The organism is Weizmannia sp. FSL W8-1119, assembly GCF_038008605.1.
Classification (GTDB): domain Bacteria; phylum Bacillota; class Bacilli; order Bacillales; family Bacillaceae_C; genus Weizmannia; species Weizmannia coagulans.
Window position 1 is genome coordinate 1660740 of the sequence record NZ_JBBOZL010000001.1, and the last position, 22505, is coordinate 1683244.

The following is a 22505-nucleotide window of genomic DNA, read 5'->3' on the forward strand; positions in this document are numbered from 1 at the left end:
TGCGTTCCTTTTTTAAATGGCGCCTTTTGCCTTCGCCAGTTCGGTCATCGGCCGGTTTGACCGGGTGATGTAAATTTTTGTTCCAACCGGCACTTCTTCGTACAGCTTTTCGAGCGCCGCTTTCGGCAGGCGGATGCAGCCGTTTGAAATATACCGGCCGATTGAAGAAGGATTGTTTGTGCCGTGCAGGCCGTAAATCCGGCCGTCCGTGCCGCGCGCATCAAAACCGATCCAGCGCGAGCCGAGCGGATTGCGCGGGTCGCCGCCGGGAATATTCTTTTTCCGGTAATAAGGATTTTTCGCCTTGACTTTGACCGTAAAAAAACCTTCCGGCGTCAGGTCATTTGTTTTCCCAGTCGCAACCGGCGTTTCGAGCCGGATTTTCCCGCCGCGGATCCAGGCAAGTCGGTTTGTTGTTTTATTGACAATAATGAGCGGGTCTCCCGGGGCAACGTGCCCGTCCGCCGGCCATACCGATAACCCGAAAACAAGCATCCATGCCACCCATATATGCATAAGCCATTCACCTGCTAGTTGTGTTTTTCTTTAGTATGCATCCCGCATGCCAGTTCATGCATACGGAAAGTGCGCTTTACACCCGGGACACCGCCCCTGTTAAAAAAAGCCTTCCCCTTTCCAGAACGGAAGGAGAAGGCTTCCCGCATTACAGTTCTTCACAGTATTCTTCAAACATTGCCTGCAGCTCAGCCACGACAGCCGCTGGGTCATGCCCTTCGATCTGGTGCCGTTCAATCATTTTCACAATTTTGCCGTCTTTTAAAAGTGCGAAAGATGGGGAGGACGGCGGATAACCGGTGAAATAGCTGCGTGCCCTTGCCGTTGCTTCTTTATCCTGGCCAGCAAAGACGGTTACAAGCTGGTCCGGGCGCTTATCATAATGGATGGCGTGCGCCGCAGCCGGCCGTGCAATGCCCCCTGCGCAGCCGCACACAGAGTTGACCAAAACAAGTGTCGTCCCTTTTTTGGAAAACGCTTCGTCCACTTCTTCCGGCGTCCTCAGTTCCCGGTAGCCGGCTTCTACTGCCTCTTCACGGGACATGCGCACGACATCGTTCATATAAAGATTAAAATTGACAGACATGCCACTCATCCTTTCATTCTACTTTAAAGCTAATCATAGCAGGTTTTCACGCTGCTTTTCAAACATTCTGTTTGCAGCCGCCACTTTTCTCTTATTTTACGCATGAAAACGAAAAAAATAGCCGGAAAGCGTTTATTTTTCCAAAAAACCGGGTAAAATGACAGTACATCTAGATCCATACCCCTAAACTCCCTAGATGCTTTGGATGGCGCCTCATGCGCTATCCCTTTTTTATGCAAAAAAACCGGGGCATCCCGGTTTCCGTTTTATAAAGATTGGACATGGACCTGTCCGAGAAGCGATTCTGCTTCTTGCTTTGTGCAAAGTTCCATGGAAAATGCCGTCGCAGAACCGCAGGCAACCCCAAGCGCAAACGATTCTTTGTACGATTTCCCTTTTGCCATCCCGCTTATAAACCCGGCCACAACCGAATCGCCGGCGCCGGCAGAATTTTTTACCTTCCCTTTCGGCGCTTGCGCAAAATAGGATACTTCCTTGTTCAAAAAGAGCGCGCCTTTTTCCGCCATCGAAACGATCACATTTTCAACGCCCATGTCAAGCAGGCGGCTGCCGTATTGTTTCGCTTCTTCGGGCGTTTCGACTTTCACGCCGAAAATTTCGCCGATTTCATGATGGTTCGGTTTGATCAAAAACGGGCCCGTTTTGATGACATGGCCGAGCGATTCGCCGGAAACATCTGCAATCACGCGGATTTGCTTTTCACGGCATTTTTGAATGAGGCCGGCATAAATGGATGGCGGGAGGGAACTTGGGATGCTGCCGGAAAACAAAATGGCATCCTCTTTGTCCAGGCTGTCGATTTTGGCAAGCAGCCGGTCCAGCTCAGCTTCCGAAATAGAGGGCCCCATTCCGTTGATTTCCGTTTCCACACCGGATTTTAATTTTATATTGATCCGCGTGTCGCCTGAAACTTGGACAAAATCTGTTAAAATACCTTCCGCTTTAAGAAAATTTTCAATGTAGCTGCCGGTAAAACCGCCGAGAAAACCGAGTGCCGTGGAATCAACGCCCAGCCTTTTCATGACGCGCGAGACGTTGATGCCTTTTCCGCCCGGAAACTTAGTGTCCATCACGGAACGGTTCAATCCGCCAAGCTCAAAATGTTCCACCTGTACGATGTAGTCAACAGACGGATTCAGTGTTACCGTATAAATCATTTTTTACACAACCTTTGCTTTGGAGATCATTTTTAGTATTCCCCTTTTTGATGGCAATCGTTCCCCGCCTGCACGATTGCAAGCGGTGCATCCGGTCGTTATTTTACCTTCAAAAACAGTAAAAATCAATTAAAATCGTTCAAAAACAATCAGTTTTGATAAATCGCCACATTTTCCAACATAGAAAAACCCGCTTCATCAGCGGGCATTTCATTAATAGAGCGGTGCCGTTTCCGGTGTGACCGCCTCTAAAATCTCTTTGACGCGCTTTAAGAAGCGGCCGGAGACGAGTCCGTCCAAAATGCGGTGGTCAATCGACAGGCAAAGGTTCACGATATCGCGCGCCGCAAACATTCCCTCTTCCATGATGACAGGGCGTTTGACAATCGACTCGACCTGGAGGATGGCAGCCTGCGGATAGTTGATAATCCCCATCGACTGCACCGAACCGAATGACCCGGTATTATTGACGGTAAAGGTGCCGCCTTCCATGTCTTCCGGGGCAAGTTTCCCGGCGCGGGCTTTTTGCGCCAGCACAGCAATTTCATGGGCAATGCCTTTGATCGATTTTTCATCGGCATGCTTTATGACCGGCACGTACAACCTGTCTTCGGCGGCAACGGCGATCGAGATGTTGACATCATGTTTCTGGATAATGGCATCCCCGGCCCATCTGGAATTGAGCGCAGGATACTCTTTCAGCGCCCGGGCAACGGCTTTGACAAAAAAGGCAAAGTATGTCAGGTTAAAGCCTTCGCGCCGCTTAAACTCTTCTTTTACGGCCTCCCGGTAGCGGACAAGGTTCGTAACGTCCGCTTCGACCATCATCCACGCATGCGGAATTTCCTGTTTGCTGCGTGCCATATTGTTCGCGATCGCTTTACGCACGCCGGTAACCGGAATCACCATATCTTCTTCTGCAGCTTCCCGTACAGGCTGAGGCCGGGAAGCAGGCGGCGTATGCCGGGCAGGTTCCGGTTTTGAAGGTGCGGGTTTTGCCGGTTCCGGTTTTGAAGGTGCCGGTTCTGCCTCATTCCCCCTGCTTTCAATGATTTTCAACAGGTCTTTGCGCGTAATCCGGCCTTCCCTTCCCGTTCCTTTGACCCGGTTCAAGTCAATGCCGTATTCCTGGGACAGTTTTAAAACGGCCGGGGAATAGCGGACTTTTTTCCCTTTTTCCGCTTCCGGCTCCGGCACCGCAGCATCCGGATCCAGGCCCGGTTCCGCTTCAGGCCGGGCAATTGTTTCACTTGATCCGGTTTTGACCGTGCAAATGACTTCCCCGACAGCAACGGTTTCGTCTTCCGAAGCGATCAGTTCCACGATTTCCCCTTCAAACGAAGAAGGCACTTCGGCATTGACTTTGTCTGTTAATACTTCACAAAGCGGATCGTATTTATGGACATGATCGCCCGGGGATACAAGCCACTTGCTGATGGTCCCTTCCGTCACACTTTCCCCGAGCTGCGGCATCGTAATGTTTTCTATCGCCAATTGGCACCCTCCTATCCTGCAATTCTAAAATTCGGCCAGTTCCCGCATTGCTTTTTCGACTTTTTCGGGATTGACCATAAAATATTTTTCCATCGACGGCGCATACGGCATCGCCGGAACATCCGGCCCGGCCAGGCGCATGATCGGGGCGTCCAGGTCAAACAGGCAGTTTTCCGCAATGATCGCAGCAACTTCGCCGATAATGCTTCCTTCTTTATTGTCTTCCGTGACCAGCAGCACTTTCCCTGTTTTGGCAGCTGCCTCGATGATTGCTTCTTTGTCGAGCGGATAAACGGTGCGCAAATCGAGAATATGTGCTTCGATCCCGTCTTCTCTAAGCTTTTCCGCAGCCTGGAGGGCAAAATGGACGCAAAGCCCATACGTGATCACCGTAATATCCGTTCCTTCCCTTTTCACTTCGGCCTTGCCGATCGGGAGCACATAATCGTCATCCGGCACTTCGCCTTTAATCAGGCGGTACGCGCGCTTATGTTCGAAAAAGAGAACCGGATCATCGTCCCGGATTGCGGCTTTCAGCAACCCTTTTACGTCATAGGGGGTGGACGGCATGACAATCTTCAACCCCGGCTGATTTGCAAACACCGATTCAAGCGACTGGGAGTGGTACAGCGCCCCGTGGACGCCGCCTCCGTACGGTGCACGCACGACAAGCGGGCATTGCCAGTCATTATTGGTACGGTAGCGGATTTTCGCCGCTTCCGAAATAATCTGATTGACAGCCGGCAAAATAAAATCGGCAAACTGGATCTCGGCAACCGGCCGCATCCCGTACATCGCAGCCCCTACGCCGACCCCGGCAATCGCCGATTCAGCGAGCGGCGTATCGATGACTCTTTCAGCGCCGAACTGCTCGTATAATCCGGCCGTCGCCTTAAATACCCCGCCTTTTTTTCCAACATCTTCGCCGAGCACAAATACTTTTTCGTCCCGTTCCATTTCTTCCCGCAATGCTTTTGTAATTGCGTCAATATATGAAATGACAGCCATCGTTCTCCTCCTTACTCCCCGTAAACAAACCGGAGCGTATCTTCCGGTTTGGCATACGGCGCTTTTTCGGCGTAATCGGTTGCCTCATTGACGGTTTGCATGACGCGCGCATCGATTTCTTTTTCTTTTTCCCCGTCAAGAAGGCCCGCCTCTTTTAAGTACCGGCTAAATAAAACAACCGGATCTTTTTCTTTTGCCGTCTTCACTTCTTCCTGCGCACGGTAGCGGTCATCATCATCGGAAGAGTGCGGTGTAAAGCGGTAAACAAGCGTTTCGATTAAAGTCGGCCCTTCCCCGCGCCGGGCACGGTCCGCCGCTTCTTTGACCACCTCATAGACAGCGAGCGGATCGTTTCCGTCAACCGTCACACCCGGCATGCCATAACCGATCGCCCGGTCGGAAACGCGCGGGTTCCCGAGCTGCTTTTCAATCGGGACACTGATGGCATACTGGTTATTTTCGCACATGAAAATGACCGGCAGCTTGTGGACCGCGGCAAAATTCGCCCCTTCATGGAAATCGCCCTGGTTGGATGATCCTTCCCCGAAAGTGACAAACGTAACAAAATCCTTTTTCTCCATTTTGCCTGCGAGCGCAATTCCGGCCGCATGCGGTACCTGTGTCGTTACAGGGGAGGACTGGGTGACGATTCTGTTTTTCTTCTGCCCGTAATGGCCCGGCATTTGCCGGCCGCCCGAATTCGGGTCTTCCGCTTTGGCAAACCCGGAAAGCATAATGTCGCGCGCGGTCATGCCGAAAGCGAGCACAACCCCGAGATCGCGGTAATACGGCAATACATAATCTTTTGTCCTGTCAAGTGCAAAAGCAGCGCCGACCTGGGCTGCTTCCTGTCCCTGGCAGGATACGACAAACGGAATTTTGCCGGACCGGTTTAAAAGCCACATCCGTTCATCCACCTTGCGCGCAAGCAGCATCGTTTCGTACATTTCCAATACTTCCTGGTCGCTTAAACCTAAACTTTTATGCCGATTTTCATTCATTGTCTTCACTCCTTATCCAAAAGCTACGCATGGATTTCAAGCCCGTCTACTGCGAGTGCCGCCTCCCCGATCGCTTCGCTTAGCGTCGGGTGCGGATGGATACTCATTGCCACCTCCCACGGCGCCGCATCCAAAACGCGTGCAAGCCCGGCTTCTGAAATCATGTCTGTTGCATGCGGCCCGATGATATGTACGCCTAGCAGATCGTCGTTTTTTGCGTCTGCCACGATTTTGACAAAGCCGTCCGGTTCCCCGTAGACAAGCGCTTTGCCGACTGCCTGGAACGAAAACCGGCCGATTTTTACATCATATCCTTCTTCTTTTGCTTTCTCTTCCGTCAGGCCGACGCTGGCAATTTCAGGATTGGAATACACACATTTCGGCACCATGGTGTTATCAAGCGGGTCCACACTTTTTTCGGCGATGTGGTCCGCCGCAATGATGCCTTCCCTTGCTGCTGCATGGGCAAGCTGCAACCCGCCGATGCAGTCCCCGATCGCATAAATATGGGATTCTTTTGTCTGGTAAACTTTATTGACCTTAATGACGCCGTTTTCGATTTCAATATCCGTATTTTCAAGGCCGATATTTTCCGTGTTGGCCAGCCGGCCGACCGATAATAAAAGCTTATCTGCTTCAAACGTCTTTCCGTCTTCCGTACCGACCCGCACCTTTTTGCCCCCTGTCTGGAGGGAAGATGCATTGAATGCGGTACCGGTAAAAACGGCAACCCCTTTTTTCTTCAAAAGGCGCGTAATTTCTTTTGAAATGTCGCTGTCCTCTCCCGGCAAAAGGCGCGGGGAAGCTTCAATGACCGTCACCTTTACGCCAAAATCGGCAAGCATCGATGCCCATTCCACACCGATCGCCCCGCCGCCTGCAATCAGGATCGACGCGGGGAGTTCTTCCATTTCAAGCGCTTCGTCAGACGTCATCACATATTCCCCGTCGACGGCAAACCCGGGAAGAACCCGCGGGCGCGAGCCGGTCGCAATGATTAAATTTTTCGGGAGGAGCATCTCATTATCCGCACCCGCGCCCTCTATTGAAACTGTTCCTGCTACCGGCGAAAAAATGGAGGGGCCAAGGATTCTCCCGGTGCCTTCATACACATCAATTTTCCCTTTTTTCATCAAGGATTGGACGCCGCGGTGCAATTGCGCCACAACTGCGTTTTTCCGTTCCCGGATTTTTGCAAAATTCAAGGCGGCATCGCGGACATCCACGCCGAAATCGGCGCTTTTTCGGACCAGCCGGTATACTTCCGCGCTTCTTAACAGGGTTTTTGTCGGAATGCAGCCTTTATGGAGGCAGGTGCCACCAAGTTTTGATTTTTCTACAATTGCTGTTTTCAGCCCGTTTTTTGCTGCGCGGATGGCGGCCACATAGCCGCCTGTTCCGCCGCCCAAAACAACGACATCGTATTCTTTTGCCAATGTTGTTCCTCCTTCACTTGCATTACCGCGGAAGCCTTTTTTCGAGCACGTGTTTATTGTGCGGCAAAAACTGTGAACGTGCGCGGGAAACTTTTGCAATCCGTTCTTCCGCCATCCGGTCTGCCGCCAAATAGGACGGGATCCCGTCGCGTTTTGAAATGTCGATGACTTTCTGTACATTATAGTAGACTTGCTCGACTTTTTTCATCGCTCTTTCCCGGTTGTAACCGTACAGTTCGTCAGCTACATTGATCACCCCGCCGGCATTGATGACATAATCAGGCGCATAAAGAATGCCCATTTCATGCAGCCGGTCGCCGTGCTTCGGTTCTTTCAACTGATTATTTGCAGACCCCGCAATCACTTTTGCTTTCAGCTGCGGAAGCGTTTCATCATTCAAAATGGCCCCGAGCGCGCATGGGGCAAAAATATCACAGTCCTGGGCGTAAATGTCAGCTGGGTCCACTGCTTTTGCCCCGAAAGCCTCAACAGCCCGTTTTACCGCCTCCGTTGAAATATCGGTCACAATAAGGCGGGCGCCTTCTTCGTGCAAATAGCGGCACAGTTCAAATGCAACATGGCCGACACCCTGGACGGCTACGGTTTTCCCCTCAAGCGAATCACTTCCGAATGCTTCTTTTGCCGCGGCTTTCATGCCGACATAGCAGCCGTACGCCGTGACAGGCGAAGGATTCCCGGATGAACCGTACGTTTGTGAAACGCCTGTCACAAAATCGGTTTCCTCATGGATGACATCCATATCTTCAACAGTGGTGCCGACATCTTCAGCTGTAATATAGCGTCCCCCGAGCCCCTGGATGAACCGGCCGAACGCCCGGAACATTTCTTCATTTTTGTCTTTGCGCGGATCACCGATGATGACGGCTTTCCCTCCGCCAAGATTGAGCCCGGCGGCAGCGTTTTTATACGTCATCCCCCGTGCAAGCCGCAATGCATCTTCAATGGCGGCTTCTTCCGTTGCGTAAGTCCACATTCTCGTGCCCCCGAGCGCCGGCCCGAGCGTTGTATCGTGTATGGCGATCACCGCTTTTAATCCGGATGCGTCATCATGGCAAAACAGCAGTTGTTCATAATCGTATTTTCGCATATAATCAAAAATTTCCAATGGATTTCCTCCTTTTCCGCAAGCAAAGCTGTCAGAAGGCTGAACCGGCATTTTTGCGGCTGTAAAACGGACATCCCGATGCCTCTTTTTAAAACGGCACACCGCTTTTTCCGGGATCACGGGCCAGCCTTCACTGTTGAAAATGCAAAAAGAATGCCACTTTCGCATTGTTTTCCTGTTTCCGCTTTTCATGCAGAAATGGCGAAAAGAGCGGGGCTTAAAAAAATAAACTTCCGTTTACCAGTTTGCTACTTTTTGCACGAATATGCAAATTATTGCATGCTGATTTTTGCAAGCCGGTATTTTTCCAATTTATAGTACAGGCTTCTCAGTGAAATGCCAAGCTGCTTTGCCGTATTCGTTTTGTTTCCGGCATTTTCTTCGAGCGCTTTTTGGATCAGCTGCTTTTCAAAAGCGGACAGCATTTCATCGAGGCTGCCTTTTTCGGGTATGTCGGCCGCTCCTTGCTTTAGATGATCCTGCCGTTTTTGTCAATCACCGTCATGCCTTCTGCCGTCGACTGAAGAATGAGCGCATGTTTTTTTGTTTCGCTTTCCAGCTTTCGGATTAAAGCTTCTTTTTCCTCCAGCAATTTCGCAATCAAATAGGCGACACTGCCGGGAATAACAATCCGGCCCGTGCACGCTGCAACGATTTCATGAAAAACTTGCTCATCCCCGGTTACCTCAATGATAATATCGACATGGGGGCCTGAAAAAACGTGCCAGTTGTTTCCGGTTTGAACGCCCATGTTTTTGGCAAGCCGGATCCCCTCCGCCTGCGGATTGATATCAACGATGCCGGCCACACGGAACCGTGCGCTCTCGGACAATATTTTTAAAATCGCTTTTCCGCCTTTCCCCCCGCCAACGATTAAAACATTTTGCATCGCTGCTCCCCCTTTTCGTGCTGGTCTCCGCTATTTTATTTTATTTGAAAGGGCTTACATTTACAATGGGCTGCATTGCCTGCGTCCAATCCCGGGTGTTATAATGGTGGAAACGGTTTAAAGGGGGGCCGGAATGGGCAGGCTGGTGGCACTTTTTGTATTGGCGGTGCCGGTCATCGCCGCCGCTTACGGGATCAAATGGATGCGGGATATGGTTTTCGGGATTCCGGACCGCCCGTTTTCCTCGCTGACGCTCCAGTTTCTGGCCGGGCTTTTGTTCTCTGCCGGCGGCATTGCCTTTACCGCCGGATTTATTCTGCACCGGGACAGAAAGCGCCAAAAGGTACAGAAACGTTTCAGCAAACCATCAAAATAAAGCATCCGGCTATTGCCCGGATGCTTTTTCCCGTTCTGCTTTTCTTTCCTGTACCGCGATTTCCGGGAAATCCGTGATGATTGCCGTGCAGCCGATTTTAAACAGCCTTCTCATATCTTTCGCTTTATTCACTGTATACGGCCTGACTGCAATACCGTGGTTCATGGTGGCGCAGATGATCCAGTCGGCCGTTGTCAAAAGACGCGGATGGATCGCTTTTGCCCGGATCGATTTCGCGTAGACCCATGGCATAAACATCACCTCCGAATACAGCGGGGCAATCTCCACTTCAGGTGCCAGACGGTGGCATTGAATGATGGAATAGTGGTTAAAGGAAGAAAAAATGACCCTTTCTTCCAAATGGTATGCCCGGATTAACGAAACAGCTTTTTCCTCGATCAGCGGATAATCCACTTTTGCCGTCTTCAGTTCAATATTGCAGAGAAGCTGGTTTTGGGCGAGCCATTCAAAAACTTCTTCAAGTGCCGGGATGCTTAGCGGCTTGCCGGTTTCGAACCGGTCAATCACATCCAGCGACTGCAGTTCAGCAAACGTTAAATCTTTCACATACCCTTTGCCTTTTGTCGTGCGATTGACCGTTTCATCATGAATGACGACCAGTTCGCCGTCTTTTGACAACTGAATATCCAGTTCAATCCCGTCCGCTCCGGCCTTTTCCGCTTCAAAAAAAGCTTCCATTGTGTTCTCCGGACGTGTGCCTGCCGATCCCCGATGGGCAAAAATAAACGTCACTCGATACACATCCTTTGTTTATTTCGTTCATCATTATATATTCCCCGAACAAGAAAAGCGTAACCTTTTGCGCACGGGATCCGGCCGGTACAACTCACTGCACCGGCCCCTTTCCCTTTCCTTTCAGGAAGCTTTGTGTTCGAGGCGGAGTTTATCAGCGACCATGGCAATGAACTCGGAGTTTGTCGGCTTTGCTTTGGTCATGGAAACCGTATAACCGAATAAGGAGGAAATGGATTCGATATTTCCCCTGCTCCATGCCACTTCTATCGCATGGCGGATGGCGCGCTCAACACGGCTGGCAGTGGTATTGTATTTCTTTGCAATTTCGGGGTATAACACTTTTGTAATCGAGCCGAGCAATTCAATATCATTGTACACCATTGCAATCGCTTCGCGTAAATACATATAGCCTTTAATATGGGCCGGCACGCCGATTTCATGGATAATGCTCGTAATGCTTGCATCGAGATTGACAGGCTTTGATTCCGCTTTGGAAGCTGCTAAGCCGGGCGATGATTTCAGCACGGAGCCTTTTTTGCTTGTCTGCCGGATTTGCGAAACAAGCATGTCCATATCAAACGGTTTCAGCACAAAATAGGATGCGCCCAGTTCCACCGCTTTTTTCGTCACATCTTCCTGGCCGAAAGCCGTCAGCATGATGACGTTCGGCATCCGGGAATAAGCCGATTCTTTCAGTTTCTCGAGCACGCCGAGCCCGTCCAGATGTGGCATAATAATATCCAAAAGCAAAATATCGGGGTCCGCCTCTTTTAACCGTTCAAGGCATTCCGTCCCGCTGTAGGCCGTTCCGCAAATTTCCATGTCTTCCTGCTGGGATATATAATCTTCTAACAATCGAACAAGTTCACGGTTGTCGTCTACAATAAACACTCTGATTTTTTTCACTGCCACTGTCCTCCTCAAAAAAATAGCCATATCTCTGTACAAGAATAAGTTTCGACAATGGCGGAAAATTTCCTGCTTTTTTATTTATTATTTTTTGTTGAAAACCGGGATGCCGTAAATCGCCCGGACAAAACGTCCTCACGCATTATAATGATAGATAAGTGCATTATTCTTTAAAAGCGGAAGGGGACCTGCCCCCTCCGTAAATGCCTGCCTCATGGAGCATCCATTCGATATGGACGCCGTATCCGGATGTCGGGTCGTTGACAAACACATGCGTTACTGCACCGACAAGCCGCCCGTTCTGGATGATCGGGCTCCCGCTCATTCCCTGGACAATGCCACCCGTTTTTTTCAGCAATTCCGGGTCGGTAATTTTGATGACCATCCCTTTTGTTGCCGGAAATTTTTGCGGAATGGAGCTGACAATTTTAATCGAATAGGCTTCCACTTTTTTCCCGTCCACAACCGTTAAAATTTTTGCCGGACCTGTCTTTACCTGGTCTGACAGTGCGATCGGCATCGGTTTTGCGTATGTGCTGTCTTTTGCGTCCGGATCCAGCTGTCCAAAAATGCCGAACGGGCTGTTTTTCGTTATATTGCCGATTTGACCTTCTTCGGTAAAACGCGCCAATTTTTCTCCCGGGCTTCCGTTTTTGCCTTTTTCAATCGACGTTACGACTGAATTGACAATCCTGCCTTTTTCGACGACGATCGGTTTTTTTGTATCCATGTCCGATATGACATGTCCGAGGGCGCCATATTTTTTCGTTTTCGGATCGATAAACGTCATCGTGCCGATTCCCGCAGCCGAATCCCGTATATAAAGCCCGAGTTTATACGACTGCCCGTTTTTATCTTTTAACGGCTTTATCGTTTTCCGGATGGTTTGTCCATCCCTTTTAATGACAGTCTCGAGCGGTTTTCCTGTTTCCCCTGCCTGCTGGACAATCGGTGCAATATCGGACATATTTTCGATTTTTTTCCCGTTCAATTCAAGGATCATGTCCCCAACTTCGATTCCGGCCTGTTCACCGGGAGAAAACTTCCCTTTGTCCGTCTGCACAAGGTGATGGCCGACGATAAGGACGCCGAGCGTATTCAGCTTTACGCCAATCGACTGGCCACCGGGAATCATCTTAATATTTGGATGCACTTCTACTTTCGTTTTTTTGATCGGGATGCCTGCCAGTTCAAGAAACATTTCTTCCTTCCCGGCTGACTTCCCTTTTATGGAAACCGTATGTTGATGCGCATGGATTTCCGCACTGTTTCCGCTTGCCATTACGGCGGCAGCAGCGGATTTAGAAAGCTCGGTTTGCTGGCCTTCCAGTAAGCGAACTTGCTTCGGAAAGTGAAGATATTGTTGAAAAGGCTGCGAAAAAACGCATAATAAAAGTGAAACAAGGAGAAATCCGCCTGTCAGCTTCCTTATTTTTTCAAAGTTCAAACATTCCACTCTCCTCGCTTCCGGTTCACCCTGTTTGTTTAGCCTTTGTTTGTTTTGGCTATGATTTTAATTTAGCCTTGAAGCGTTTTAAATATAACAGTGCCTGCGGGAAAAATGCTGCCCAATCTGGATAGAAAGGGTCCGGCTCCACCATTTTTCCAAATAGGCGGACCGGACCCTTATTTTATCGCTTCGGCCAGTTCGAGGAGCTCTTTCGCATGCTGTCTTGTCAGCTCTGTCATTTCAACACCTGAAATCATGCGGCCGATTTCTTTAATTTTTTCTTCCTGCCCTAAAGGCTTCACTTTTGTCCGCGTTCTCCCCTTTTCGGTTTCTTTCATGATCAGCAGATGCGTGTCCGCCATGGCGGCAACCTGCGGCAGATGGGTAATGCAAAGGACTTGCGAATGGACCGAGATATGGTAAATTTTTTCCGCAATCGCCTGTGCTACGCGGCCGCTTACGCCGGTATCCACTTCGTCGAAAATGACGGAAGTGATCCCCTGGTGCCGGGAAAAAATCGTTTTTAATGCCAGCATAATCCGCGACAATTCCCCGCCTGAAGCAGTTTTTGCGAGCGGTTTTAGCGGTTCGCCCGGGTTGGTGGAAATGTAAAATTCAACCTGATCGAGCCCGTCGCGCCTAAACGGAATGTCATCCGCCTCATAATAATCATCAGCAGCGGCAAGAAAACGGACTTCAAACTTTGTTTTATCCATATACAGCTGCTTTAATTCGGAATGGATATTTTCAGTCAGCTTTCCTGCCCATTTTTTGCGCAAATCGCTGAGCTGCTTGGCTTCCAAATAAAGATCGCGTTTTACCGTCTGCAGTTCTTCTTGCAAAAGCTCTACATGATGGTCGCGGTTTACGATCGATTCAATTTCTTCTTCAATTTTGGACCCGTATTCCAGAATTTCTTCGATCGTGCTGCCGTATTTTCGTTTTAACTGGTTAATCTCATTCAGCCGCGCTTCAATCACGTTAAGCCGTTCCGGGTCAAATTCAAGCCCGTCAAGCCGGGAACGGATCGAGCGGGACATGTCTTCGAGCGTATAAAAACAACTTTGGACGGATTCCAAAATGTCAGAGAGCCCGCCATCCACTTCGGCCGCGGTTTCAAGATGGCTCATGGCAAGGCTGAGCCAGTCGAGGCCGTGCTGTTCCCCGGCAAGCGCTTCATACCCCGTGTTCAATGATTCAAACAGCCGTTCAAAATTGACGAGTTTTCGTTTTTCTTCCGCTAATTCCTCGTCTTCATGCAGCCTCAGCCCTGCGTTTTGGATTTCCTCATGCTGGAACTGGATGAGGTCAAGGCGCTGGGCAAGCTGCTGGTCGTTTTCATTCATTCTTTTTAACCGCCCGTAAACGGCTTCGTATTTTTTATATAATTTTTCGTAATCAAGGAGGGCCGTTTCGATCTCGCTTTGCCCGTACTGGTCAAGCAGCGGCAGATGGTACGTTTCGTTCAGCAGTTCCTGCGTTTCGTGCTGGCTGTGGATATCAATTAAAGTCGACCCGATTTCGCGCAGCACCGAAATCGTCACAAGTTTTCCGTTGATGCGGCAGACGCTTTTCCCTGTTTTCGATATATCGCGCTGCAAAATCACCATGCCTTCCTCAATCTCAATGCCGAATTCGCGGGCGCGCTCCATACACGGATGGCCGTCTTCGACCAGAAATAAACCCTCAATCTCAGCACGGTTTTCCCCGTGCCGGACAAACTCCGATGACCCTCTCCCGCCTGTTAAAAGCTGGATCGCATCGATAATAATCGATTTGCCGGCACCGGTCTCCCCTGTCAGGACAGTCAGCCCGGCTTCAAATGAGAGGGTTAGCGCATCAATAATGGCAAAATTTTTAATCGATAATTCCTGCAGCAATCAAACATCACCACTTTCTACAGCAACTCCAAAAAACGTTGCGAAACCGTTTCGGTCTCATCGTGATTTTTGCAAATGATCAAACATGTATCATCCCCGCACAAGGTGCCGATAATTTCTTCCCAATCCAGAATATCAATCAAAGCGCCGATTGCATGCGCGTTGCCGGGCAACGTTTTCAACACGATCAGGTGCCCGGCTGTATCAATGCTAACGAACGCATCCGTCATCGCCCGTTTCAGTTTCTGCATCGGGTTAAAGCGCTGGTCGGCAGGCAGGCTGTATTTGTACCTGCCGTTATTGAGCGGCACTTTGACAAGATGAAGTTCTTTTATATCCCTTGAAATGGTGGCCTGTGTCACATTAAAGCCGGCATTCCGCAAATGCTCGACAAGCTCGTCCTGTGTTTCGATATCATAATTGGTAATCACTTCCCTGATTTTGATCAAGCGCTGTCCTTTATTCATATCCTCACCTCAAGGATGCTCTTTTGTAAATATGCATCTACTTGTATGTTAGCGCATTTACAGGCAAATGTACAAGCAGCTTTTATCCGTAAACGGGCTTTTTTCCGGGTGCGAAACGCCTTTATTATAAAACAGCCTACCGGTTATCCAATAGGCTGCCAAATTATCCCTTCCTGAGTGCGGCATGGGCTTCTTCCACCACATCTTTTACGGTTACGCGCAACCGGTTGGCGCCGCCTTCTGTTTGGCCGGCGGGCTGGACGAGGTGGATTAAAAATTCAATATTTCCTTCCCCGCCTGTAATCGGCGAGAAGGAGAGGTTTTCCACCGAAAAGTTTTCCCGTAAGGCAAGCTGGATGATTTTTTCAATCACTTCGCGATGGACCTTTTTATCTTTTACAATCCCCTTCTTGCCCACCTGACCGCGCCCCGCTTCAAACTGTGGCTTAATCAGGGCGACAACATCGCTTCCAGGCGCAAGGAGCGTTTTTAATACCGGGAGGATCAGGGACAGGGAAATAAAGGACACGTCAATTGAGGCAAATTCCGGAATGCCCTTTGTGAAATCCTGTGGGGTAACATAGCGGAAATTTGTCCTTTCCATAACAACGACCCGCCCGTCCTGGCGCAGCTTCCATGCGAGCTGGTTATAACCGACATCAAGGGCATAAGACATTTTGGCGCCGTGCTGGAGGGCACAGTCGGTAAACCCCCCGGTCGAAGCGCCGATATCGAGGACAATTTTGCCTTTTACATCAAGGCCGAACACTTCCAACGCTTTTTCCAGTTTCAGTCCGCCCCGTGAAACGTACGGAAGGGGCTTCCCTTTTATGATGAGCGGCGCATCTGCAGCAATTTTTTCACCCGGTTTATCAAGGCGGGTCTCATTTGAAAAGACAAGCCCCGCCATTACCGCCCTTTTTGCTTTTTCTCTTGTTTCCATTAATCCGCGTTCTACGAGGAGAACGTCCACCCGTTCTTTTTTCATTTAAAATGAAGCCTTTCTTTGCTGTTTTTGAGGCAATATCTGCCGGACTTCCCGAATCAGCCGGTCCTTTGTCAGCCCAATTTCCTGCCACAATTCTTTTACGCTGCCGTGCTCGACAAAGCGGTCGGGAATGCCAATGCGGCGAATGATCCGGTCAGAGAAGCCGCGGTCACCCGCAAATTCCAGCACTGCGCTGCCAAATCCGCCGGCAAGCACGGCCTCTTCTACGGTCAATACCGGCATCCCGGTGTTGAAAACAGATTCGAGCATCGCTTCATCAAGCGGTTTGATAAAGCGCGCATTGACCACTTTAACCGATACCCCTTGCTTTTGCAAAAATTTCGCTGCTTCCATGGCCATCGGGATCGTCGTCCCGAATGTGAGAATGCACACGTCATTTCCTTCTTTCAGGACTTCCCAGGTGCCGAGCGGGATTTCCTTCAGTTCTTCATCAAGCGCCACGCCAAGGCCGTTGCCGCGTGGAAACCGCATGGCGATCGGCCCGCTGTCGTATTTTAAAGCCGTATAGACCATATGCCGGCCTTCATTTTCGTCTTTTGGCATCATTAACACCATATTGGGCAGGCTGCGCAAAAAAGCAATGTCAAACACGCCCTGGTGGGTTTCGCCATCCGCACCGACAAGGCCCGCCCTGTCGATCCCGATGAAAACATTTAAGTTTTGCCGGCAAATGTCGTGCACAACCTGGTCATACGCCCGCTGCAGGAATGTCGAATAAATTGCCAGAAACGGCTTCATGCCCTGGGTTGCAAGCCCCGCAGCAAAAGTGGCGGCATGCTGCTCGGCAATCCCGACATCATATACCCGCTCGGGGAGCTCCTGCTGGAACCGTTCCAGCTTCGAGCCGACTGTCATCGCAGGCGTAACCGCAACAATGCGCGCATCTTCCTTTGCAAGGCTAAGGACGGTATCACTGACGAGTTTGCTCCAGGCAGGAGGGGCATCCGCCGGTTTGATAAAATCGCCGGTTTCAATTTTATACTGCCCGGTGCCGTGCCAGGCGCCTTTCGTATCGTTCTCGGCCGGTTCATACCCTTTTCCTTTTTTGGTAATGACATGCAAAAGAACCGGGCCTTTCGTCTTTTTCGCATACTGGATATTTTCGAGCAATGCCTCAAAATGATGGCCGTCAACGGGGCCTAAATAAGTGAAACCGAGTTCTTCAAAAAAAATACCGGAGACAAGCAAATACTTCAATGAGTCTTTCAGCCGTTCCGCAGTGGCCGCAAGCTTTCCGCCGACAGCCGGAATTTTTTTCAGCAGGAACTCCAGTTCATCTTTTGCGCGCCGGTATTTATTTGCCGTCCGCAGTTTGCCGAGCACCTGGTGAAGCGCGCCGACGTTCGGGGCAATCGACATTTCATTGTCATTCAGCACAACGATGATATCCCGTTTTTCATGGCCGATATGGTTGAGCGCTTCAAATGCCATGCCGCCAGTCAGCGCGCCGTCTCCGATCACCGGGACAATATACGATTTTTCTCCTTTTAAATCGCGGGCGACCGCCATGCCCATCGCGGCGGACAAGGAAGTGGAACTGTGCCCGGTTTCCCAGACATCATGAATGCTTTCGTCCCGTTTCGGAAACCCTGAAAGCCCGTGGTATTGGCGCAATGAACCGAACTCTCCGGCCCGGCCGGTTAAAATTTTATGCACATACGACTGGTGCCCCACGTCCCAGAGGATTTTATCATTTGGGCTGTCAAAGCATTTATGCAGGGCAAGCGTCAATTCCACGACACCAAGATTCGGCCCGATATGCCCGCCGGTCTCAGACAGTGTTTCAATCAAAAAACGGCGGATTTCCGCGCTCAGTTGTTTCAATGCGGGGATGTCCATTTGTTTCAAAAAGGACGGGTCCTTGATCGATTCAAGATCCAATGCGGATCACTCGCTTTCCTCATCAATGTACGGCATCACTTACATCTATTATAAACAATCAACGCGTTTAGACAAGAAATACCTCATTTAAACAAACGCCGCCGGTTTTGCCGTTCCGGCCGTTCGTTTTGCGCCAAATGAACGACCGTTAATGGTCCCGCGTTTCGATCATCCCCGTCAGTTCCATTAGGGCGCCAGTTTCGGCGCCGGTTTCTGCGAGGCACTGCTTTGCAAGGCGGGTATGGCGCCTGAGTTCTTGTTTGGCGCCCTCAAGTGTTAAAAGAGCCGGATATGTACTTTTATGGCGGGATTCGTCGCTGCCGACCCGCTTGCCGATTTTTTCCTGTTCCCCCTCGATATCCAATATGTCATCCCGGATTTGAAAAGCGAGGCCGAGATGATCGGCAAATTGCCCGAATTTTTCCAGCTGCTCTGTTGACGCGCCGCCAATCAACGCGCCGGCAAGCACGCTGAAACGAAGCAGTTTGCCGGTTTTGTGGGCATGGATATATTGCAGTTCCCCGAGGGTCAGTGTTTTATTTTCGCCTTCCATATCCGCCACCTGCCCGGCGACCATGCCTTCCGGGCCCGCAGATTTTGCAAGGAGCGCAATCAGTTTTACCTTCAAAGCGTCATCCAAACCCGGATCTTCGGCAATCAGCCCGAAACTGTACGTCAAAAGGCCGTCGCCGGCAAGAATCGCCACCGCTTCGCCAAATACTTTATGGTTGGTCGGCTTTCCTCTCCGCAAATCATCATCGTCCATTGCCGGGAGGTCATCATGGATCAGGGAATAAGTGTGGAGCATCTCGACTGCACACGCGGTCTGCATGCCCCGCCCAACCGGTTTGCCGAGTGCGGATACGGTTGACAGCAAAAGAAGGGGGCGGATCCTTTTTCCCCCGGCCTGGAGGGAATAATGCATCGCGTCTTTTAATACAGCCGGCGCATGGAGATCCGCGATATATTGTGCCAGGTGTTTTTCAATTTTTTTCACATCATACGCAGGCTTCTGCACGGTTATTCCTCCTCCCGGATCTCAAAATCCTGCTCTTCGCCGACTTCAGACATAATTTTTGCCAGCTGTTCCTCTACATTTTTCAATTTTCCATGGAGTAATTTGGATAGCTCCATTCCCTGTTTGTAAATGGAAATGGCTTCTTCGAGGGGCACATCCCCTTCTTCCAGTTTCCGGACAATGTCTTCCAGTTGCACCATTGCTTCTTCAAAAGTTAATGAATCAGCCATTTTCTTTCCCCCTTTCAATTTCATCCACCGTGCACAAAAGGCCGCCGTCCGTCAGCCGGACCCGGATCGTGTCACCCGTTTTGGCCTGGCTTGTTTTTTTCAGAATCGTTCCGTCTTCCGCCATGGCCAGGCTGTAGCCCCTTTCCATTACTTTCAACGGGCTCAGCGCTTCAAGGGCGGAAATATTTTTGGCAAAGCGATGCTGTTTCTCCCGCAAAACCGCTTGCATTTGCTTCACAAGGTTTGCTTCTAGGCTTGTGAAATTCCGCCGCGCCTGCAGCAGTTTCTGTTCAGGCCGGTTGCGCAAAAGCCGGCCGTGCAGATTGCGGGTTTGTTCCTCCGCTGTACCGATTAAGCGCCCCGCTTCTCTGTGCAGGCGGTCTGTAAGGCGGTCGGCCTGCTCCATTTGCTGGCGGATGAGCCGGTAAGGATTTGTAAAAACGGGCGACCGTTCGAGGTAAACAAGCCGGCTTTTTTCATGGCGCACTTTCTCCCGCATGTTCCGTATTAGGCGCGTCTGCAAATATAATATTTTTTCCCGCACGTCATCAATATGGGGAACGGCAAGTTCAGCTGCAGCAGTCGGCGTCGGCGCCCGCAAGTCTGCCACAAAATCGGCGATCGTAAAATCCGTCTCATGCCCGACAGCAGAAATCACCGGGATATTTGACGCAAAGATCGCCCGGGCCGTTATTTCTTCATTAAAAGCCCACAGTTCTTCGATGGAGCCGCCGCCCCTTCCGACAATCAGCACATCCGCTCTGCCGATCCGGTTTGCCTGTTCAATTGCCTTTACAATCGAAGGGGCTGCATTTTCCCCCTGGACAAGGGCCGGATGTAAAATGATTTCAGCGACCGGATATCTCCGCCTGATGGTGGTGATGATATCGCGGACAGCAGCCCCTGTCGGCGATGTGATCACCCCGATGACTTTTGGGTAAGCCGGGATGGGTCGGCGGTTTTGAAACAGGCCCTCTTTCTCCAGTTTTTCTTTGAGCTGTTCAAAAGCAAGATAAAGTGCGCCGATTCCATCAGGCTGCATGCTTTTCACATACAGCTGGTAACTGCCGCCTGCTTCATAAACAGATACGGACCCTGTGGCAAGCACTTTCATGCCGTTTTCCGGCATAAATTTCAATGTCCGGTTTGCAGAAGCAAACATGACCGAAAGCAGCCTCGCTTTTTCATCTTTTAACGTAAAATACATATGGCCGCTTGAATGCCGTTTGAAATTGGAAATTTCCCCTTTTACATGGATATCGTTTAAATAAGGGTCCGCGTCAAATTTCCGTTTGATATATTTTGTCAGCGTGTGTACGGATAAATATTGCAAAGCCTTTTTCCACCACCTTTCTCATGCATGAAGAAAGCTGCCTTCCCGCCGGAAGTCAGCTTTCTTTTAATGCGGCCTGCTTCCCGCACAAATGCTCCCCCGGCACACTTCCGGACGAAGAGCGGCTTTCCGGGAAAAAATGCCGTGGCGGCAGGGCAGCCTGTTTAACGGCGCAAGCGTTTTGCGGCTTTTACTGTATTGGAAAGCAGCATGGTAATCGTCATTGGCCCTACGCCGCCCGGGACAGGAGTAATATAGGAAGCTTTTTTCTTTACTTCATTAAAGTCCACATCCCCGCACAGCTTCCCGGACTCGTCACGGTTCATCCCGACATCAATGACAGCAGCACCCGCTTTGACAAAATCCGCTTTGATGAATTTCGCTTTGCCGACAGCGCTGACCAAAATATCCGCCTGGCGGGTGAAAGATTTTAAATCCGCCGTTTTGGAATGGCAGTATGTGACGGTCGCATTTTCATTGAGGAACAGCTGGCCGCATGGTTTGCCGACAATATTGCTGCGGCCGATCACGACAACATGCTTTCCTTCGATCCGGATGCCCTTTGACTTCACCATCTTTAAAATCCCGTGGGGGGTGCAAGGCAAAAAAGCGTCCTGGCCCGTCATCATCCTTCCGATATTTACTGGATGGAAACCGTCCACATCTTTCTCTGGGCTGATCGCTTCCACGATCTTTTGCGCATTGATATGGGGCGGCAAAGGAAGCTGGACGAGAATCCCATGAATGTCAGGATCTTCATTTAAGGTTGCAATATGTCCGAGCAATGCCTGTTCCGGCACGTCCCCGGGAAGCTCGATTAAAACGGATTTCATCCCGAGCGCGCGGCACGCTTTTTCTTTGTTTTTGACGTATGTACGTGAAGCCGGATCGTTTCCGACTAATATGACGGCAAGCCCCGGGGTAATCCCCTGTTGCGTTAGCTGCTCCGCTTCCGCCTTTATCTCTTTTCTGAGTGCTTCGGCCAGTTGTTTTCCGTCAATGATTTCCGCTTCCATTATCCATCCCCCGTTACTTAGATTCAATCGAGTCTTTCATTTGATTCAAAACGCCGTTAATAAATTTGGCGGATTTTTCATCTGCAAACCGTTTGGCAATTTCGAGCGCTTCGTTGATTGCCACATTAGCGGGCACATCTTCCGCATACATCAGTTCGTAAGCGGCAAGGCGCAAAATATTGAGTTCCACTTTTGCAAGCCTGTCAAGCGTCCAATTTTCAAGATGCCGGCTGACCATGGCGTCGATTTTCGCGAGATGTGTTGCCGTTCCGTTTACCAATTTCTCCAGATAATCATCACTTTCCTGCCCGTCCAGCGCATTCCGGATCGCATCCTCCGGGCTCGCTTCATTCATATCCATCTGGAATAAAGCCTGAAGCGCTTTTTCGCGGGCGGTTCTTCTTTTCATCATTCGGCAGTAACTCCTTTAAAAAGCTCAAATTCGCATGCTTTTATTGTAACAGAAAGGCAGGACCAAAAAAAGGCCAGGACGCTTTGCCCGGACCCTTTTTCTCTTACTCTTCCGCCTGAAATTCAGGCTCCGCTTTTTGCGTATCAAATTGAATGCCGACAATATGAATATTCACTTCAGACGCGTCCAGGGCTGTCATATTGAGCAAAGCCTGGCGGATATTATCCTGGACTTCCTGGGCAACTGCCGGAATGGAAACGCCAAAATTCATAGTGCAATAGACATCGACTTTAATGCCGTCATCATTCAGTTCCACTTTTACGCCTTTTCCGTGGTTTTTCCTTCCAAGGCGCTCCACAACGCCGCTTGCGAAATTGCCGCGCATTTGGGCAACCCCCTCGACTTCGGAAGCAGCAATGCCCGCAATAACTTCAATCACCTCAGGGGCAATTTCCACTTTTCCCAGGCCGTCTTCATCATGATGCATCTCCAACATTTGGTTGTCTTCTGCCATCTTCAACACCTCCTCTATTT

At 50.3% G+C, this 22505-nt stretch carries 24 protein-coding genes; 1 reads left to right on the forward strand and 23 read right to left on the reverse strand.

Annotation, left to right across the window (positions count from 1 at the left end; all coding sequences use genetic code 11):
- Positions 1 to 12: 12 nt before the first annotated feature.
- From NSQ19_RS08100 to NSQ19_RS08145, 10 genes are all read right to left on the reverse strand, one after another.
- Positions 13 to 516, reverse strand: coding sequence for a L,D-transpeptidase (locus NSQ19_RS08100; RefSeq protein ID WP_017550501.1), 504 nt, complete (start codon positions 514 to 516; stop codon positions 13 to 15).
- Between the two features lie 148 nt (positions 517 to 664).
- The gene (locus NSQ19_RS08105; protein WP_019720627.1) at positions 665 to 1102 is read right to left on the reverse strand and encodes a BrxA/BrxB family bacilliredoxin; all 438 of its coding nucleotides are present in this window, start codon (positions 1100 to 1102) and stop codon (positions 665 to 667) included.
- 266 nt (positions 1103 to 1368) lie between these two features.
- On the reverse strand, positions 1369 to 2280 hold the full coding sequence (pfkB, locus tag NSQ19_RS08110; protein WP_013859588.1) for a 1-phosphofructokinase: 912 nt from the start codon (positions 2278 to 2280) through the stop codon (positions 1369 to 1371).
- 213 nt (positions 2281 to 2493) lie between these two features.
- A complete protein-coding gene (locus tag NSQ19_RS08115) occupies positions 2494 to 3774 on the reverse strand; it encodes a dihydrolipoamide acetyltransferase family protein (protein WP_327076742.1) in 1281 nt (426 codons plus the stop codon).
- A 24-nt stretch (positions 3775 to 3798) separates the two neighbouring features.
- The gene (locus NSQ19_RS08120; RefSeq protein WP_013859590.1) at positions 3799 to 4782 is read right to left on the reverse strand and encodes an alpha-ketoacid dehydrogenase subunit beta; all 984 of its coding nucleotides are present in this window, start codon (positions 4780 to 4782) and stop codon (positions 3799 to 3801) included.
- Positions 4783 to 4793: 11 nt separating this feature from the next.
- Positions 4794 to 5783 (reverse strand): thiamine pyrophosphate-dependent dehydrogenase E1 component subunit alpha, encoded by a 990-nt coding sequence (locus NSQ19_RS08125; RefSeq protein ID WP_013859591.1) that lies wholly within the window; start codon positions 5781 to 5783, stop codon positions 4794 to 4796.
- Positions 5784 to 5806: 23 nt separating this feature from the next.
- Positions 5807 to 7219 carry a dihydrolipoyl dehydrogenase gene (lpdA, locus tag NSQ19_RS08130; RefSeq protein WP_340702694.1) on the reverse strand — a complete coding sequence of 471 codons (1413 nt, stop codon included), beginning with the start codon at positions 7217 to 7219 and terminating at the stop codon, positions 5807 to 5809.
- Between the two features lie 22 nt (positions 7220 to 7241).
- Positions 7242 to 8345, reverse strand: coding sequence for a Leu/Phe/Val dehydrogenase (locus NSQ19_RS08135; RefSeq protein WP_029142209.1), 1104 nt, complete (start codon positions 8343 to 8345; stop codon positions 7242 to 7244).
- Between the two features lie 272 nt (positions 8346 to 8617).
- Positions 8618 to 8770: a helix-turn-helix domain-containing protein gene (locus NSQ19_RS08140; RefSeq protein WP_013859594.1), complete on the reverse strand. Its 153-nt coding sequence runs from the start codon at positions 8768 to 8770 to the stop codon at positions 8618 to 8620.
- 44 nt (positions 8771 to 8814) lie between these two features.
- Positions 8815 to 9234: a Fis family transcriptional regulator gene (locus NSQ19_RS08145; RefSeq protein WP_340702695.1), complete on the reverse strand. Its 420-nt coding sequence runs from the start codon at positions 9232 to 9234 to the stop codon at positions 8815 to 8817.
- 133 nt (positions 9235 to 9367) lie between these two features.
- Between NSQ19_RS08145 and NSQ19_RS08150 the strand changes: the two genes are divergently transcribed.
- A complete protein-coding gene (locus NSQ19_RS08150; RefSeq protein WP_061565219.1) occupies positions 9368 to 9610 on the forward strand; it encodes a DUF2627 domain-containing protein in 243 nt (80 codons plus the stop codon).
- Positions 9611 to 9619: 9 nt separating this feature from the next.
- Here the strand turns inward: NSQ19_RS08150 and NSQ19_RS08155 are convergent, their stop codons facing one another.
- The 13 genes from NSQ19_RS08155 to NSQ19_RS08215 form a co-directional block, all read right to left on the reverse strand.
- The gene (locus tag NSQ19_RS08155) at positions 9620 to 10363 is read right to left on the reverse strand and encodes a glycerophosphodiester phosphodiesterase (RefSeq protein WP_061575203.1); all 744 of its coding nucleotides are present in this window, start codon (positions 10361 to 10363) and stop codon (positions 9620 to 9622) included.
- A gap of 123 nt (positions 10364 to 10486) precedes the next feature.
- Positions 10487 to 11272: a sporulation transcription factor Spo0A gene (gene spo0A / locus NSQ19_RS08160; RefSeq protein WP_017553057.1), complete on the reverse strand. Its 786-nt coding sequence runs from the start codon at positions 11270 to 11272 to the stop codon at positions 10487 to 10489.
- Between the two features lie 166 nt (positions 11273 to 11438).
- Positions 11439 to 12722, reverse strand: coding sequence for a SpoIVB peptidase (gene spoIVB / locus NSQ19_RS08165; protein ID WP_019720618.1), 1284 nt, complete (start codon positions 12720 to 12722; stop codon positions 11439 to 11441).
- A gap of 179 nt (positions 12723 to 12901) precedes the next feature.
- Positions 12902 to 14605 carry a DNA repair protein RecN gene (gene recN / locus NSQ19_RS08170; RefSeq protein WP_340702696.1) on the reverse strand — a complete coding sequence of 568 codons (1704 nt, stop codon included), beginning with the start codon at positions 14603 to 14605 and terminating at the stop codon, positions 12902 to 12904.
- 17 nt (positions 14606 to 14622) lie between these two features.
- Positions 14623 to 15072: a transcriptional regulator AhrC/ArgR gene (gene ahrC, locus NSQ19_RS08175; RefSeq protein ID WP_013859601.1), complete on the reverse strand. Its 450-nt coding sequence runs from the start codon at positions 15070 to 15072 to the stop codon at positions 14623 to 14625.
- Positions 15073 to 15235: 163 nt separating this feature from the next.
- On the reverse strand, positions 15236 to 16060 hold the full coding sequence (locus NSQ19_RS08180; protein ID WP_013859602.1) for a TlyA family RNA methyltransferase: 825 nt from the start codon (positions 16058 to 16060) through the stop codon (positions 15236 to 15238).
- Positions 16061 to 17962, reverse strand: coding sequence for a 1-deoxy-D-xylulose-5-phosphate synthase (dxs, locus tag NSQ19_RS08185; RefSeq protein WP_061566878.1), 1902 nt, complete (start codon positions 17960 to 17962; stop codon positions 16061 to 16063).
- Positions 17963 to 18110: 148 nt separating this feature from the next.
- Positions 18111 to 18980: a polyprenyl synthetase family protein gene (locus NSQ19_RS08190; RefSeq protein ID WP_019720614.1), complete on the reverse strand. Its 870-nt coding sequence runs from the start codon at positions 18978 to 18980 to the stop codon at positions 18111 to 18113.
- A 2-nt stretch (positions 18981 to 18982) separates the two neighbouring features.
- Positions 18983 to 19210 (reverse strand): exodeoxyribonuclease VII small subunit, encoded by a 228-nt coding sequence (locus tag NSQ19_RS08195; protein WP_340702697.1) that lies wholly within the window; start codon positions 19208 to 19210, stop codon positions 18983 to 18985.
- On the reverse strand, positions 19203 to 20543 hold the full coding sequence (xseA, locus tag NSQ19_RS08200; protein ID WP_013859606.1) for an exodeoxyribonuclease VII large subunit: 1341 nt from the start codon (positions 20541 to 20543) through the stop codon (positions 19203 to 19205). Before xseA ends, NSQ19_RS08195 begins: the two co-directional genes overlap by 8 nt.
- Positions 20544 to 20707: 164 nt before the next feature.
- Positions 20708 to 21559: a bifunctional methylenetetrahydrofolate dehydrogenase/methenyltetrahydrofolate cyclohydrolase FolD gene (gene folD, locus NSQ19_RS08205; RefSeq protein ID WP_340702698.1), complete on the reverse strand. Its 852-nt coding sequence runs from the start codon at positions 21557 to 21559 to the stop codon at positions 20708 to 20710.
- 13 nt (positions 21560 to 21572) lie between these two features.
- Positions 21573 to 21968, reverse strand: a complete 396-nt coding sequence (nusB, locus tag NSQ19_RS08210) for a transcription antitermination factor NusB (RefSeq protein WP_026104799.1) — start codon at positions 21966 to 21968, stop codon at positions 21573 to 21575.
- Between the two features lie 106 nt (positions 21969 to 22074).
- Positions 22075 to 22485 carry an Asp23/Gls24 family envelope stress response protein gene (locus NSQ19_RS08215; protein WP_237348190.1) on the reverse strand — a complete coding sequence of 137 codons (411 nt, stop codon included), beginning with the start codon at positions 22483 to 22485 and terminating at the stop codon, positions 22075 to 22077.
- Positions 22486 to 22505 lie beyond the last annotated feature (20 nt).